At 42.4% G+C, this 13,847-nt stretch carries 16 protein-coding genes; 13 read left to right on the forward strand and 3 right to left on the reverse strand.

Features of this window, described 5'->3' with window-relative positions; translation table 11 throughout:
• Positions 1-265: 265 nt before the first annotated feature.
• Complete coding sequence (locus tag ACFFGT_RS23240) at positions 266-1,471, reverse strand: alkaline phosphatase family protein (RefSeq protein WP_377024910.1); 1,206 nt, start codon at positions 1,469-1,471, stop codon at positions 266-268.
• 401 nt (positions 1,472-1,872) lie between these two features.
• Here ACFFGT_RS23240 and ACFFGT_RS23245 point away from each other — a divergent pair, with 401 nt between their 5' ends.
• The 9 genes from ACFFGT_RS23245 (at position 1,873) to ACFFGT_RS23285 (ending at position 7,818) form a co-directional block, all read left to right on the forward strand.
• Positions 1,873-2,478 carry an outer membrane beta-barrel protein gene (locus tag ACFFGT_RS23245; protein WP_377024911.1) on the forward strand — a complete coding sequence of 202 codons (606 nt, stop codon included), beginning with the start codon at positions 1,873-1,875 and terminating at the stop codon, positions 2,476-2,478.
• A 174-nt stretch (positions 2,479-2,652) separates the two neighbouring features.
• Positions 2,653-4,107, forward strand: a complete 1,455-nt coding sequence (locus tag ACFFGT_RS23250) for a sigma-54-dependent transcriptional regulator (protein ID WP_377024912.1) — start codon at positions 2,653-2,655, stop codon at positions 4,105-4,107.
• Between the two features lies 1 nt (position 4,108).
• Positions 4,109-4,312, forward strand: a complete 204-nt coding sequence (locus ACFFGT_RS23255; RefSeq protein WP_377024913.1) for a hypothetical protein — start codon at positions 4,109-4,111, stop codon at positions 4,310-4,312.
• A gap of 82 nt (positions 4,313-4,394) precedes the next feature.
• A complete protein-coding gene (locus ACFFGT_RS23260; protein WP_377024914.1) occupies positions 4,395-5,429 on the forward strand; it encodes an AI-2E family transporter in 1,035 nt (344 codons plus the stop codon).
• A gap of 163 nt (positions 5,430-5,592) precedes the next feature.
• Positions 5,593-5,859: a YtxH domain-containing protein gene (locus ACFFGT_RS23265; RefSeq protein ID WP_090532345.1), complete on the forward strand. Its 267-nt coding sequence runs from the start codon at positions 5,593-5,595 to the stop codon at positions 5,857-5,859.
• Between the two features lie 63 nt (positions 5,860-5,922).
• Entirely contained in the window at positions 5,923-6,273 is a 351-nt protein-coding gene (locus ACFFGT_RS23270) for a phage holin family protein (RefSeq protein ID WP_377024915.1), read from the forward strand.
• Positions 6,274-6,276: 3 nt separating this feature from the next.
• Positions 6,277-6,723, forward strand: a complete 447-nt coding sequence (locus ACFFGT_RS23275; protein WP_377024916.1) for a hypothetical protein — start codon at positions 6,277-6,279, stop codon at positions 6,721-6,723.
• A 103-nt stretch (positions 6,724-6,826) separates the two neighbouring features.
• Positions 6,827-7,486, forward strand: a complete 660-nt coding sequence (gene trmB, locus ACFFGT_RS23280) for a tRNA (guanosine(46)-N7)-methyltransferase TrmB (protein ID WP_377024917.1) — start codon at positions 6,827-6,829, stop codon at positions 7,484-7,486.
• Positions 7,486-7,818, forward strand: a complete 333-nt coding sequence (locus ACFFGT_RS23285; protein ID WP_377024918.1) for an MGMT family protein — start codon at positions 7,486-7,488, stop codon at positions 7,816-7,818. Before trmB ends, ACFFGT_RS23285 begins: the two co-directional genes overlap by 1 nt.
• Before the next feature lie 200 nt (positions 7,819-8,018).
• Here ACFFGT_RS23285 and ACFFGT_RS23290 read toward each other — a convergent pair whose 3' ends face one another.
• Positions 8,019-8,378: a VOC family protein gene (locus tag ACFFGT_RS23290; RefSeq protein ID WP_377024919.1), complete on the reverse strand. Its 360-nt coding sequence runs from the start codon at positions 8,376-8,378 to the stop codon at positions 8,019-8,021.
• Positions 8,379-8,456: 78 nt separating this feature from the next.
• Complete coding sequence (locus tag ACFFGT_RS23295) at positions 8,457-8,837, reverse strand: VOC family protein (protein WP_377024920.1); 381 nt, start codon at positions 8,835-8,837, stop codon at positions 8,457-8,459.
• Positions 8,838-8,949: 112 nt separating this feature from the next.
• On the opposite strand from ACFFGT_RS23295, the gene ACFFGT_RS23300 reads away from it, so the two are divergent.
• The 4 genes from ACFFGT_RS23300 to polA all read left to right on the forward strand — a co-directional run bounded on the left by ACFFGT_RS23300 (position 8,950) and on the right by polA (position 13,626).
• Positions 8,950-9,297: a carboxymuconolactone decarboxylase family protein gene (locus ACFFGT_RS23300; RefSeq protein WP_377024921.1), complete on the forward strand. Its 348-nt coding sequence runs from the start codon at positions 8,950-8,952 to the stop codon at positions 9,295-9,297.
• Between the two features lie 106 nt (positions 9,298-9,403).
• Positions 9,404-10,003 carry an ExbD/TolR family protein gene (locus ACFFGT_RS23305; RefSeq protein ID WP_377024922.1) on the forward strand — a complete coding sequence of 200 codons (600 nt, stop codon included), beginning with the start codon at positions 9,404-9,406 and terminating at the stop codon, positions 10,001-10,003.
• Positions 10,003-10,566, forward strand: coding sequence for a DNA-3-methyladenine glycosylase I (locus ACFFGT_RS23310; RefSeq protein ID WP_377024923.1), 564 nt, complete (start codon positions 10,003-10,005; stop codon positions 10,564-10,566). The genes ACFFGT_RS23305 and ACFFGT_RS23310 overlap by 1 nt, the downstream gene beginning before the upstream one ends.
• A 252-nt stretch (positions 10,567-10,818) precedes the next feature.
• Positions 10,819-13,626 carry a DNA polymerase I gene (polA, locus tag ACFFGT_RS23315; RefSeq protein WP_377024924.1) on the forward strand — a complete coding sequence of 936 codons (2,808 nt, stop codon included), beginning with the start codon at positions 10,819-10,821 and terminating at the stop codon, positions 13,624-13,626.
• Positions 13,627-13,847: the final 221 nt, after the last annotated feature.

Genomic DNA, 13,847 nt, shown 5'->3' on the forward strand with positions numbered 1-13,847 from the left:
TCTAATTGTGTAACTTGTTTCATGAGTTCTTGATTTAAAGTGTTTGTTCTTAGTTTTCACTTTAATCTACAACCTTTCTTTCAAGAACTCTTCTTTAACTATTTCATGCATACGATCTTATACGCCCCGCATGACGAACTATGCAGATCGGTTTTATGACGCATAAGATTTTTCGCTATCGCTCAAGAGATAGTTTCTCTTTCGCCCCAACGCTTTTTCCTCCCACTGCTCCATCGAAATGACAATTTTATAAATAAGATTCCCCCTACCAATATTTCTTATCCGTCAGCCATCCCGCCAAATCTTTATTATAATTAAAGTATGATGCAGGCGGCATCTTTTCAGCGTTCAGGATTATAAGCGGTACTTTTATCTCGTAAACAGAACCATGACTGCGGTATGTTTCCGGCAGGTCTTCTTCAGCCCCATTTTCCAGATCGCCAAAAACTGTTGTTGAATCACCGAGTACGATAAGATCGCCTATGCGGGTTGGCGGAAGGTGGTATTTTTTTGCCGCTTCGGCACGGGTAAGCACTGTTTCAATTCCCTTAATTTTGTATAAGGCTTTTTTAACCTCAGGCAAATCACTGTCTTTATTGAGGTAAACATAGGCCGCACCACCAAAACCCCGGTGGTGCTTTACATACTTATCCTTTTCGGGGCTTAGCGCCAGTTTAATATCAACATGTTGCAGCTGCAATGCTTTCTTCACATCTATGCAACGGCTTTTATGGTTCACATCATGATCGGCAGTGATGAGTATGGTAGCATCAGGAGCAGTTTCGCTGATCTGGCCTATCAGGTTATCAATGTTGGCCAGGTGCCTGATGGAGCTGCTATCAGTTGGCGCCCAGGTATGCATAGGGTAATCTGTAGTATGGATATAGATGCACCGGATGTCTTTCCGGTTTTTCAACAGGTAAATGCCCGCTTTCATTGTCCAATAGTTTACTTCGGCGCTGTAAATCTCTGGAGGTGTCCCTATTCTGTTAACCCACGATGTATCGGCTGTTTCCGGCGATACTACAATATCGGCACCTTCGGGCAGCAGGGTGGTGCTTTTCTTTTTACTCGAAAGCAATGCCGACTTGATGCCATCTGCCTTTAATTTTTGAAATATAGTCGGAGCAAGTACAAGGTGCTTGTCTTCCATATATTCCTCTTCCCCCTTATCATTCAAAAAGAAGTTGCCGCTAATGCCGTTTACTTCGGGAAAGGTACCCGTGCAAATGGAAGTGTTATTGGCATTGGTAACCGTTGGCATTAAAGCGTTAACCTGTTTAAAAAAACTTTTGGCAATCATGGCTTTTAAATGCGGCATAGGTGCATTATTAAAATAACTCATACCAAAACCATCCATCATAATGATCACCACCCGCTTGCCGTGGTTAAATTGTTTTTCCTGGGCCTGGCTTATCTGCCCAAGCAACAATGCAATAAAAACTATTAGATAACGGCCTGCGTATTTCATGATCATTTTTTTAACGAAAATAATCCGCCCGAAATCCATCTATGTTAAGAAGAGATAATTTAACCGAATGATAATCGAACCCTAACATGAAAACCTGCGTTAATCTCATGTTTCGCGATCAATTTTTTGTGCTCCGGTACTGTTTTATTCAATTTCACGCAGAATTCATCATTTTCAGGCCCAAAACACCATGTTAATACAATGTTAATTTTGACAGAAAAACGGCAATCATAACGCCATTTGACACTGTCCTGACCATAATACCCATAGGGTCAAAAAATAAATTACTATTAATCAATCGATTAAATACTCATGACTTTTGGATGAAAAATCGCATCTGATTTGTGTTGTTAATTTGCCATGTGTTTAAAACAACATATATCAAAAACACAACAATAGTTATGAAAAATTTATTCAAAGTTTCAGCATTAGCCCTTGCATTTGCAGGCTTAGCATTTGGTGCAAAAGCACAAACATCTACACCTACTACCACTACTACAACATCAACTACAACTAAAAGCGGCATCCGTTACAGCATCGGTGTTGACGCAGGTATTCCTCTTGGTAATTTCAAAGACAATTACAAATGGAATTTAGGCGGTTCGGTACAGGCTGATATCCCGGTTCTTTCAGACAAATTATTTGTTACTGTTAACGCAGGTTACAACAACGTTTTTGGTAAAAACGATGTATTTGTAGGTAATACCAATGTTAACCCTACCGATTTTCATTTGATCCCGGTTAAAGCTGGTTTAAAATTCTTCCCTATTAGCAATTTTTACGTTCAGGGTGAAGCCGGTGCAGCGTTTTTGTTAAACAAATCTGACGTTGGCGCCAATAAATCAACCGCTTTTGTTTACGCTCCGCAAATTGGTGTTCAGTTCCCAGTAAGCGCAAGCAGCTTTATTGATGCTGGTGTTCGCTATGAAGCAACTACCAAATATGCAACTGGTGTTGATGCAAGCAAAGTGAACTTTATAGGTTTACGTGTAGCGTACGGCTTTTAATATATGGCCCTACAAATACCTTGACAAAAAAAAGGGGAGCTCATTCGGGCTCCCCTTTTTTATTATGTTTTTTTAGTTGATATGAACCCTTATAATTAAATAAATCGTATAAATTAGCACATTGTTTGTATTTTGACACGTAATAATACATTTACCGCACAATAATTGCTGAATATGAAGAGGATCCTCATCATTGATGATGAAGTTAATGTTGCGTTATTGCTATCGAAGTTTTTAACGCGGAATGGGTTTGACGTTAGTACCGCATCAAGCGGTACCGGGGGGATGGAGGCGTTGAAAAACGGTGAATATCAACTTGTACTATGTGATTTCAGGCTTGAAGATACAGACGGGCGCGAAATGCTCCGTAATATCAAAATCCAATACCCCAAAACCGGAGTTATCATCATCACCGGCTATTCAGACATTAAAATGGCTGTTGAGCTTATTAAAATGGGGGCTTATGATTATATCACCAAGCCGCTGTATCCCGATGAGATCTTAAATACCATAAATAAGGCCTTTGAAACCCACCATGCCCTGGTTGAGGTTGACGAGGAGCCGCAAGCGGCCATTTTACCCGAAAAAACCAAATCTAATGCGGCCAAAAAAACTGTGTTTGCGGCCGAGTTTGTTACCGGCACCAGCCGTGCATCAAAAGAGCTGGCCCGCCAGATTGAGCTGGTAGCACCAACAAATTACAGCGTTATTATTTTAGGCGAAAGCGGTACAGGAAAAGAGTCGGTTGCCAAAAGCATCCACCTGAACAGTCCGCGGCACAACCAGCCTTTTATAGCTATGGACTGCGGTTCCTTAACCAAGGAGCTTGCAGCAAGCGAATTCTTCGGGCACGAAAAAGGTTCATTTACCGGTGCTTTGTATACCAAAATTGGCCACTTTGAAATGGCTAACGGCGGTACTTTGTTTTTGGATGAAGTAGGCAACCTATCGTACGAGATCCAGGCAGCTTTACTCCGTACCGTACAGGAACGCAAGGTTAAAAGAATAGGCAGTACCAAGGAGATTGACCTTGATGTGCGCATTATCATTGCCACCAACGAAAACCTGCAGGAGGGCATCCAGAAAGGCCGTTTCCGCGAGGATCTTTACCATCGCTTTAACGAGTTCAGCATTTACATGCCCCCATTGCGTGAGCGCGGGCACGATATTATATTACTGGCCGAACATTTTTTAAGGATCGCCAACCAGGAGCTTGGCCGAAATGTTGAGTCGCTTTCACAGGAGGTTGTGGATTGCTTTATGAACTACCGCTGGCAGGGCAATATCCGCGAGCTTAAAAATGTGATCCGCCGGGCAGCGCTTTTGGCCGAGGGCAATGAGATCACATTGAAAGCACTACCGCTTGAAATGTCGACCTATAAATTATCGTACGAAGCGCCAAATCACCACTATGCACAACAGCAGCATCCGTCACCGTATGCAGCAGCAGAAGTGCCAGAGGTGAAAGAGCCGCGCCATGACCTTAAAAATGCCGCGCTTGAGGCCGAATATGAAACGATTATCAGGGTGCTGCGGGAAGTTAACTTCAACAAAACCAAAGCAGCCGAGATCCTGAATATCGACCGTAAAACCCTCTATAATAAAATGAAGGCCATTAACCTTAAGTAATATGGAGGCTAATGCAGAAAAAAACGATGCCGAAGCCTTGCGTAAATTAAGGCACGATATAAAAAATCAATTATCAAACATTCACCTGGCACTTGAACAGTTACGGTACGAAATACCCAACCCAACGTCGGATTGTTTGTTTTATATGGACACTATAGAAATAAGCTCAACCAGGATCAATAAACTGCTTAACGATACCAATTAAAAAGGCGTTGTAATTAATACTTGAAACGCTAAAACTTTTTGGCGTTTTTTTGTTTTAAGCAAGTATCAATACAACAGCCTAAATGTCAATTTTCAACTACAAACAGCGCAACAATATCATCCTGGTAAGCATCATTGTACTGGGCTGTTTTCTGCTTTATGCAATAAGCAGTTTGTTTAGTGCAATTCTTGGTGCGGTAGTATTGTATACTATTTTCAGGCCCCTGTTTGTAAACCTGGTTGAAAAGCGTAACTGGAACAAAACCCTGGTTGCCCTGCTCATCATTTTCAGCTCGCTTATTGTTATAGTGATCCCTTTTCTTACGCTGAGCATTATGGTTGTTGGCAAAATATCAAATATCAACCTCAAAGATCTCCCTATTGATCAATGGATCTCAAAAATTGATACGTTTGCCGGCACAAACCTCAATCAACCCCATTTTGCCGAAGATACCCTGCAAAAGTTAGGTAATTTTGCCACCGGGCTGTTTCCATCTATACTGGGCAATGTTGCCAATACCATAATAACCCTGCTGGTATTATACTTTATACTGTATTTTATGTTTACGCAAATGAGGGAGTTTGAAGCAGGCCTGTTAAAGTATGCCCCTTTCCGCGAACAGCATGCATTAAAATTTGCAACCGCCCTACGCGATTCTACTTATTCAAACGTTTTAGGACAAGGAATAATAGCCGTTACCCAGGGCTTTTTGCTGGCGCTGGGTTTTTATGCGCTGAGCATTCCGGATGCTGTGTTTTGGGGGGTAATAGGTGCTTTTATTTCCTTTTTGCCTGTTGTTGGGGCACCAACATTGAGCATCCCGGCAAGTATTCTATTGTTTGCGCAGGGGCATAACTGGCAGGGAGTGGCCATACTTGTTTATGGATTGCTGGTTATTGGCAATATTGATAACGTTTTACGCATGATCATTAACAAGCGTATAGCCAATACGCATCCCATAATTTCGGTAATAGGGGTATTTATTGGTTTACCTTTGTTTGGCATCCTGGGCCTGGTATTTGGCCCGGTACTGTTATCATACTTCATGCTGCTGCTGGAGATTTATGAAACAAACCGCATGGCGGCCGACAGGCTTGAGCGGATAAACAGTGTATAAATTATACCGTACAGCCCTGAACAGTTTTGTGAACACAGGGTAAAATTTGTTTACCGGATAAAAGTTAATTTATACTTAAATAAAAATAAATGCGCCAAATGCACATATTTGGCAGGATATTTACGAGTAACTAATCAAATGTTCAACTTTAAATTATATTACAATGAATGATAACTCAAAAGTAGTTGTTGCATTGCTTGCCGGTTTAGCAGCAGGGGCAGCGTTAGGCATTTTGTTTGCACCTGATAAAGGCAATGAAACCCGCGACAAGCTAACTGAATCATTAAAAAATCTTGGCGAATCAATAAAAGATACCGCAGCTGCCGAAATTGACAACCTGGTTGGTTTAAAAGACAAAGTTGTTGAAAACATCAAGTCGAAAATTAAAGGTGCCGAAGAAGAATACCAGGACGACCTTGAGCACGCATAAGCATGTATAAACACTAATCCCGGATGCAGATAAAAACCTCATCCGGGATATATAACCTTACCTATGGAAGCTAAAAAAGATACCCAACCACCGTTACCGCCAATAGTCGACCAGTTAAAGGAATACGCCGAAACACGGTTTAAACTTTTCAAATATGAAGCTATTGAAGGCGGAACCTCCATATTAGCAAGCATCATTGCCGATTTGGTAACCGTGATAAGCATGGTACTGGCATTTCTTTTTGCAAGTGTTACCTTAGGTTTTTTTCTGGCCAGTGTTTTTCACTCCTACTGGGAAGGTTTTGGTTGTGTTGCCATCCTTTACTTTTTGATAGCCATGTTTATCAAGATATTTAAACGCCACCTTGAAAGGCCGCTTGTCAACATCTTTATTCAAAAAATATTTAAACGATAAACCATGGATCTTCATATCACCAACATCAGCGATCTGCAGGCCGAAATATTCAGGTTAAAGTCACTCGAAAAGCAACAAACGCTGGCGTTGAAGGCACGCGTCAACAGTCCGGCTGCCATATTTTCAACCGTGCTTACTTTGTTTCCGCGTTCAAACGATACCGACGGCGTAAAAAACACCAGTTTCTTTCATCCCGATATCCTTAACCTGATCTCCAGGTTTGTGATTCCGCTTACGTTAAACAAAACGCTTTTCAAGCATTCTAATTTTTTAGTAAAAACACTGGTTGGTCTTGTTTCGCAAAAAGCATCAAACTATGTTAACGAAGATACCGTTAGTGGCATCTGGGATAAAGCAAAAGCTCTTTTTGCCAAATTCACTAAAAAGAAAGAGGACGCAGAATACAAGCCTGCGCCTTATGTTAAGCCTGTGGGCGGCGCAATAGTATAGGGGTATTCTAAAAAAAATGGTGCAATTCTATTTAATGCATCCTGCAGCAGGTAGTTCGTGTTAATAATTTCAATATTTTTGCGCTTTATTTTAAAAACGTAAAGTGGGAAAAGATAAGTTAAGGCGTTTTGCCGAAATTGAGACCTTTGACAATGTATTGCAATTAGATGCCGGCAAACCTTTCAAAGGCCAATGGAGCTCCGGATTTTTCAAAAATGAAAATCCTGTGGTACTTGAACTGGCCTGCGGCAAAGGCGAATACACCGTGAACCTTGCCTGCATGTTCCCCAACAAAAATTTTATTGGTATTGATTATAAAGGCAACCGCATTTGGCGGGGTGCTAAAACCGCTATTGAAGATGGCGTACCTAACGTTGCCTTTTTACGCATCCAGATTGAGAACCTGCTCGATTATTTTGGCCCCGGCGAAATAGATGAGATCTGGATCACCTTCCCTGATCCGCAGCCACAGCTAAGCCGTGAGAAAAAGAGATTAACATCTCCCCGCTTTTTAGATAAATACATCATCACTTTAAAGCCAGGCGGCTGTGTTAACCTCAAAACCGACAATGACGGTTTACATGCCTATACTGCCGAAAAAATTGATGAACTGAAGCTAAACCTTCACGCTAAAACCGAAGACCTTTACCATTCGGAATATGCCGATGAAGTGCTTTCCATCAAAACTTACTACGAGAAAAAATATTTAAAGGATAATAAAAACATTAACTACCTTAAGTTTTCATTTACTGAAACTGCTTAATGGAGGACATTAATTTTTTTGAAAAAGTATACCAGGTTGCAAGGCTCATACCCACAGGCCGGGTAACATCATATGGTGCTATTGCCGCATATCTTGGCACCAAAGGCTCATCGCGTATGGTGGGTTGGGCCATGCAGGCAGCGGGCAATGCCAAACCACCGGTTCCGGCGCACCGGGTTGTAAACCGCCAGGGTTTATTAACAGCAAAAGCCCACTTCGGCGGCAATCGTATGGCCGATATGCTGGAAAGCGAAGGGGTAAAAGTAGTTGACGACCAGATCCAGGATTTCAAATCGCATTTCTGGGACCCGATGATTGAGCTGGCACTATAGGGCAGCCTGTCTACAATGCCAACTCCACCGTTTGACTTCAGCCGAGAAGTATTAAAAAGACGAAAGTTACAAAACCATGTCATTGCGAGCTCAGCGTGGCAACCGCACGGAAGCATAGCCGCCTGTATAGTATGCGATTGCTTCGTCGTTTCTCCACGCAATGACATAGATTTTTTTACCTCGTCGGCAGTACGATAAAACTATTCCGTAAACTGCAACAGTTCCATCCTGTTCCCAAACGGATCAATAAACGAAAACCGGGTACGGCCGGGGATAACCGGTTCTTCCCAAAATTCAACACCGAAACTTTCTAAATGCCGCCGGGCTTCGGTAATGTCGGTAACCTCAAAGGCTGTATGCCGCGATGTGCGCGGTAAAGCTTCCTCGGTACTTAAATGCAGCTGGATATCAGCTATCTGAAACCAGTAGCCTTTTGAATTAAAAGCCGGCCGTTCTATTCGCTTCAATCCTACAACATCAGTATAAAAAATCCTTGCTTCTTCCAGCCGTTCTAACGGAACACAAACCTGGATATGGTCGGCGCGTTTAAAGTTGATCATATGCCCCTCTAAATCTCCCCTAAAGGGGAGACTTCTTAATAATATATTTAATAATTAATGTTAACTTTTATGAGAATATTAGGCCTCATGCTCGGCAAAAGTAAGCACATAACCGTTATTATCCTTTATTGAAAACTCCGTAGCACCGTAAAAGGTAGTTTCGAGGCCTTTTAATACGGTTACCTTATCCTTTATTTCTTCAAAAAATGCACGGATATTTTTGAGGTTGATATATAACAATAATGAGCCGCCATCTGTGCGGCTTATCTCCGGCAGGTCATCGGCCAGGCTGCTGAAAGCCTGGAACATCATGGTGACGCTGCCATTGGTCATCATGGCCCAAACAAGATCGGTTCCGGTTTCGGGTACGCTCATTGCAACTTTGAAGCCCAGCAGCTCATAAAAGCCGATGGTTTGGGTAATGTCATTTACAAAAATGTTGGGTGATAAACTTTCCATAATCAGTGCGTAAAAAATTTGGTTAACGCCATAAAAATAATAATCCATTCTTTTAAATGCTAAATATTTTAGCTTAATTAGCTTAAATATTTTATTAATAAACACACGTACTGTGGGAAAACTTATAGAAGAATTTGACGCCTATCGTTCTAAGATGAACGACAGGATCATGGAAACAGCCAATACCAACATCAAACGCTTTTTTGCGCTTGATACAACCAGTTATGCCGAAGGTGCACTTGATGTAAAAACCAAAGAGATGCTTGGCCTGGTAGCCAGCATGGTTTTGCGCTGCGACGACTGTATCAAATACCATCTTGGCAAATGCCACGAAGCCGGCGTTAACCACGATGAAATGAACGAGATTTTTATGATAGCCAACCTGGTAGGCGGGTCAATAGTTATTCCGCATTACCGCAGGGCGGTGGAGTACTGGGATGAGTTGAATGAGGTGAAATAAGTACGCAACAGCATCGTTATAAGGAGTGAAGCAGATTCTGTTTAGCATTATAGGATTCGCTCCTTGTAATACCTTTGTTTAATCCTTTACTTAACCTTTTCACGCTATGTACAAACCTAAATTCCGCAGAAAGCATTTTGACGTAGACATGTTTCCGATGTTCAACTTATTGTTGATCGTGTTATTATTCTTGATGCTGAGTGGTCGCCCGGCAATACGTTATCCTATTTTGATCAATTTGCCAACAGGGTCATCTTTTAATACTGCAGATCCTGATAGCTACATCACCACTATACTTATCGGGCAAAAAAAGTTGATGCTAAAGCTTGATGCTCCGGATATACGCGAGGCAACACTAAAAAATATGGGAGGTAGATACCACGCCGGTTTCACACCAGCTGAGATAAATAAATTTGGCGAAACGGATGTGATCGGAACGCCATTGACTCAAATTAAAAAATACATTTCGGATTATTACAATGCTACGGATTATTACAATCAACCGGGATTAAGGCTCGATGAATTAGCCGAATGGATAAAAGAATCGCGCAAAGCTACATTCGAAAAGCATAATAGGTCAACACGTATTTTTATTATGGCCGATGGAGAAACCCCTTACCCCGAAATCAAAAATGTAATAGACATGTTAGGTCAGCAAAAAATCAGCAAATTTTCTATCATCTATTCCTACATAAGACAAATATAATGAGCAATCAAACCGACAATCTAACCCGCTGCTCCTGGGCAGGTACAGACGAACTATATATCAAATACCATGATGAAGAATGGGGCAAAGAAGTACATGATGATCATACGTTGTTCGAGTTTTTAATTCTCGAATCTGCACAGGCGGGTCTAAGCTGGATCACCATTTTACGCCGCCGCGAAGGTTATCGCAAGGCCTTTGCCAATTTTGATGTAGAAAAAGTAGCCGCCTTTACCGATGAAGATGTTGAACGCTTAATGCAGGATACAGGCATCATCCGCAACAGGCTTAAAATACTGGCTGCTATCAACAATGCCAAACTGTTTATCGGCATACAAAAAGAGTTTGGTTCTTTTGATAAATACCTGTACAGCTTTATGCCCAATGGCAAACCTATTGTAAACCATTCGCATAAAATACCGGCTACCAGCCCCGAATCTGACGCTATCAGTAAGGATATGAAAAAGCGGGGCTTTAAGTTTTTCGGCAGCACCATTTGTTATGCCCACATGCAGGCCACAGGTATGGTTAATGATCATATTCCTGATTGCAGTTTCAAATAGTTTGGGATTTCACAGATTCTTGATTAGTTAATTATTGATTTTTGACGATTTAACCGGTTTGATTTTTGAATTGGAAGGGATGATTATTCGTCAACATTAATTGTATTTTTGAAACGGGAAAAATCGCATTGATCATTTAATTTATCGGTGCATCATAATGAAATCAATTACTATCGCTCATTTTAAAATCTGTGAAATCATAAATCAATCGATGAAATCCCAGAAAATAAAAATCAGTGAAATCATAAAAAGATGAAAAAACTATTTCTTTTGGATGGCATGGCCCTTATTTACCGGGCGCATTTTGCTTTAAGTAAAACACCCCGCTTTACATCAAATGGGTTAAACACCTCGGCAATGATGGGTTTTACCAATACACTGCTTGATGTTTTGAAAAAAGAGGCCCCCACCCACATGGCTGTAGTATTTGATACCGAAGCACCAACCGAACGCCATACCGATTTTGAAGGCTACAAAGCGCACCGCGAAGCCATGCCCGAAGATTTGGCAAAAGCTTTACCCTATGTAATAAAAATCATATTAGGCTTCAACATCCCTGTTATTACTTCGGATGGTTATGAGGCCGACGATATTATAGGTACACTTGCCAAAAAGGCCGAACAAAAGGGTTATACCGTTTACTGTATGACGCCCGATAAGGATTTTGGTCAGCTGGTATCAGATAATATTTTCATTTACAAACCGGCCCGTATGGGTAACGAGATGGAAATACAGGGTGTTAAAGAGATATTGGCCAAATGGGAAATTGAGCGGGTTGACCAGGTAATTGATATCCTCGGTTTATGGGGTGATGCTGTTGACGGCATCCCCGGCATTCCGGGCATTGGCGAAAAAACAGCTAAAACCCTTATTAAGCAATACGGCTCAATGGAAAACATCTTTGAGCATAGCCACGAGCTTAAAGGCAAACAACGCGAAAACGTGGAGCAGTTTAAAGAACAGGGGCTTATGTCAAAAAAACTGGCCACTATATTACTAAATGTTCCGGTTGAATTAGATGAAGAAGGCCTTGAAGTATGTGCGCCAAGCAAAGAGTTATTGGAGCCGCTTTTTGCCGAGTTAGAGTTTCGCACTTTAGGCAGGCGCGTTTTTGGCGATGATTTCAGCATAACCGAGTTAAAGCCTGCCGGTACCCAGATCGACCTTTTTGGCAACGCGACGGCCACTGGTCGCACCACGATGACGGTTGATGTGGAAGACATTCGTGAGGAGCTTACCATCGCTGCAAAAAACATCAACAACACACCTCATGAGTATCACCTGGCCGATACCGTTGAAAAACGCGCCGAACTCATTAAAATATTAGCCCAGCAACCAACTTTTTGCTTTGATACCGAAACCACCGGTACCGACCCTAATTATTGCGAACTGGTAGGCCTTTCATTTTCAGTTAAACCGGGCGAAGGCTGGTACGTACCGGTTCCTGCCGATCAGCCTGCTGCACAAAGCATAGTTACCGAGTTTAAAGAGATCCTTGAAAACGAAAGCATCGGCAAAATAGGACAGAACATTAAGTTTGATATCCTGATGCTGAAATGGTATAACATTGAAGTAAAAGGCATCCTGTTTGATACTATGCTGGCCCACTATATCATCGATCCTGATACCCGCCATAATATGGATATCCTGTCGGAAAATTACCTGGGTTACAAACCGGTATCCATAACCGAGCTTATTGGTGCCAAAGGCAAAAATCAGGGCAATATGCGCGATGTGGAATTTGAAAAAATAAAAGAATACGCCGCCGAAGATGCCGATATCACCCTGCAGCTTAAACATGTTTTTGAGCCTAAACTGAAAGAGGTTGAAGGCGAGAAACTGGTTAATGAGATAGAGCATCCGCTTATTTATGTATTGGCCGATATGGAGTATGAGGGTGTAAAAATAGACCATGATACCCTGCGCGAATTCAGCAAAACACTGGAAACGGACATTGCTCAGTACGAAAAAACGGTATATGAAAAAGCAGGCGTAAAATTCAACATCGCGTCGCCAAAGCAATTAGGCGAGGTATTGTTTGAGAAATTAATGCTTGATCCTAAAGCTAAAAAGACCAAAACCGGCCAGTATCAAACCGGCGAGGACGTTTTGCTTTCATTAGCTGCAAAGAGCGATATTGTACGTGACATCCTTGATTTCCGCCAGCTGCAAAAATTAAAATCGACCTATGTTGATGCGCTGCCGCAGATGGTGAACCCTAAAACCGGTCGTGTGCATACTTCATACAACCAGGCTGTTGCTGCAACAGGCCGGTTAAGCAGTGTTAACCCCAACCTGCAAAACATCCCTATCCGCACCGAACGCGGCCGCGAGGTAAGGAAAGCTTTTATTCCGCGGGATAGTAGTCACACCATAGTATCTGCGGATTATTCACAGATAGAGCTTCGCATTATAGCCGAGATCAGCAAGGACCCCAACATGATGCAGGCATTTATCAACAACCTTGATATCCACACGGCAACGGCTGCCAACGTTTATGGCATCGGGTTGGATGAGGTAACCAGCGATCAGCGCCGCAATGCTAAGGCGGTTAACTTTGGTATTATTTACGGGCAGTCGGCCTTTGGTTTATCACAAAGCCTGGGCATTCCGCGTAAGGAGGCTGCCGAAATCATTGAACAATACTTTATCCAGTTTGCCGGTATTAAGCAATACATGAGCGATACTATGAACTTTGCCCGCGAAAACGGCTATGTATGTACGCTGATGGGCCGCCGCCGCTATCTGCGCGATATCAATTCGGCAAATGCTACCGTTCGTGGTTTTGCCGAGCGAAATGCCATCAACGCCCCAATACAGGGTTCGGCTGCCGATATGATCAAAATAGCTATGATCAATATCCACCGTGAGCTAAAAGCCCAAAAGCTGGATACCCGCATGACCATGCAGGTACATGACGAGTTGGTGTTTGACGTACCGCATCATGAAGTGGAAATTGTAAAGCCCATCATTATGCACAACATGAAAACCGCCATCAAAACGGAGGTGCCTATCATGGTAGAGATTGGCTCAGGATTGAACTGGCTGGAGGCGCATTAAGCCCCCCGGCCCCCTGAAGGGGGAGCTTCACAAAAATACCCTTGCGCTCGTTTGTAACGAGCGCTTAATATGGGTTTGCGTTTAAAACGCAAACTGGCGATACAATCGCCCAACCACGTTAAGCACTCGTTACAAACGAGCGCAAGTTAAATCTTTATTTCCACCGTCATTGCGAGGCACGAAGCAATCCCAGACTGCACAGAGAAACTTGCATAGCTGCT

The sequence above is a fragment of the Mucilaginibacter angelicae genome, from assembly GCF_042434235.1.
Classification (GTDB): Bacteria; Bacteroidota; Bacteroidia; order Sphingobacteriales; family Sphingobacteriaceae; genus Mucilaginibacter; species Mucilaginibacter angelicae.